Source organism: Bradyrhizobium sp. LeoA1Lang (assembly GCF_055413685.1).
On record NZ_JBVAPG010000704.1, the window covers coordinates 1 to 247 of the forward strand.

A 247-nucleotide genomic window follows, 5' to 3' on the forward strand; every position below is an offset into this window, starting at 1 on the left:
CACCTTCCTGCCTGGCATCAAGCATGGCATTTGCCATCGTTACACCTCCACCGATCCGCTCATGCCAGGCTGTATCGCGCGCAAGCCGAAGGATGGCTAGGTGGGGTCCTCATGCCGGTTACGCCTGATAGAGGGCACCGGCGGAGTGGGTCGATAAATTGTCCTGGACGACCCGGATGATCTCGGCGTCGGGATAATGGATGTCGACAAGATCACGCATGCATTGGGCGTAATCCCTTGCCGCTCG

1 pseudogene is annotated in these 247 nt (G+C 59.1%); it reads right to left on the reverse strand.

The annotated features are described in order from the left end of the window. Positions 1 to 124 precede the first annotated feature (124 nt). Positions 125 to 247, reverse strand: a pseudogene (locus tag ACZYOF_RS45020) (IS630 family transposase); the annotation flags it as partial.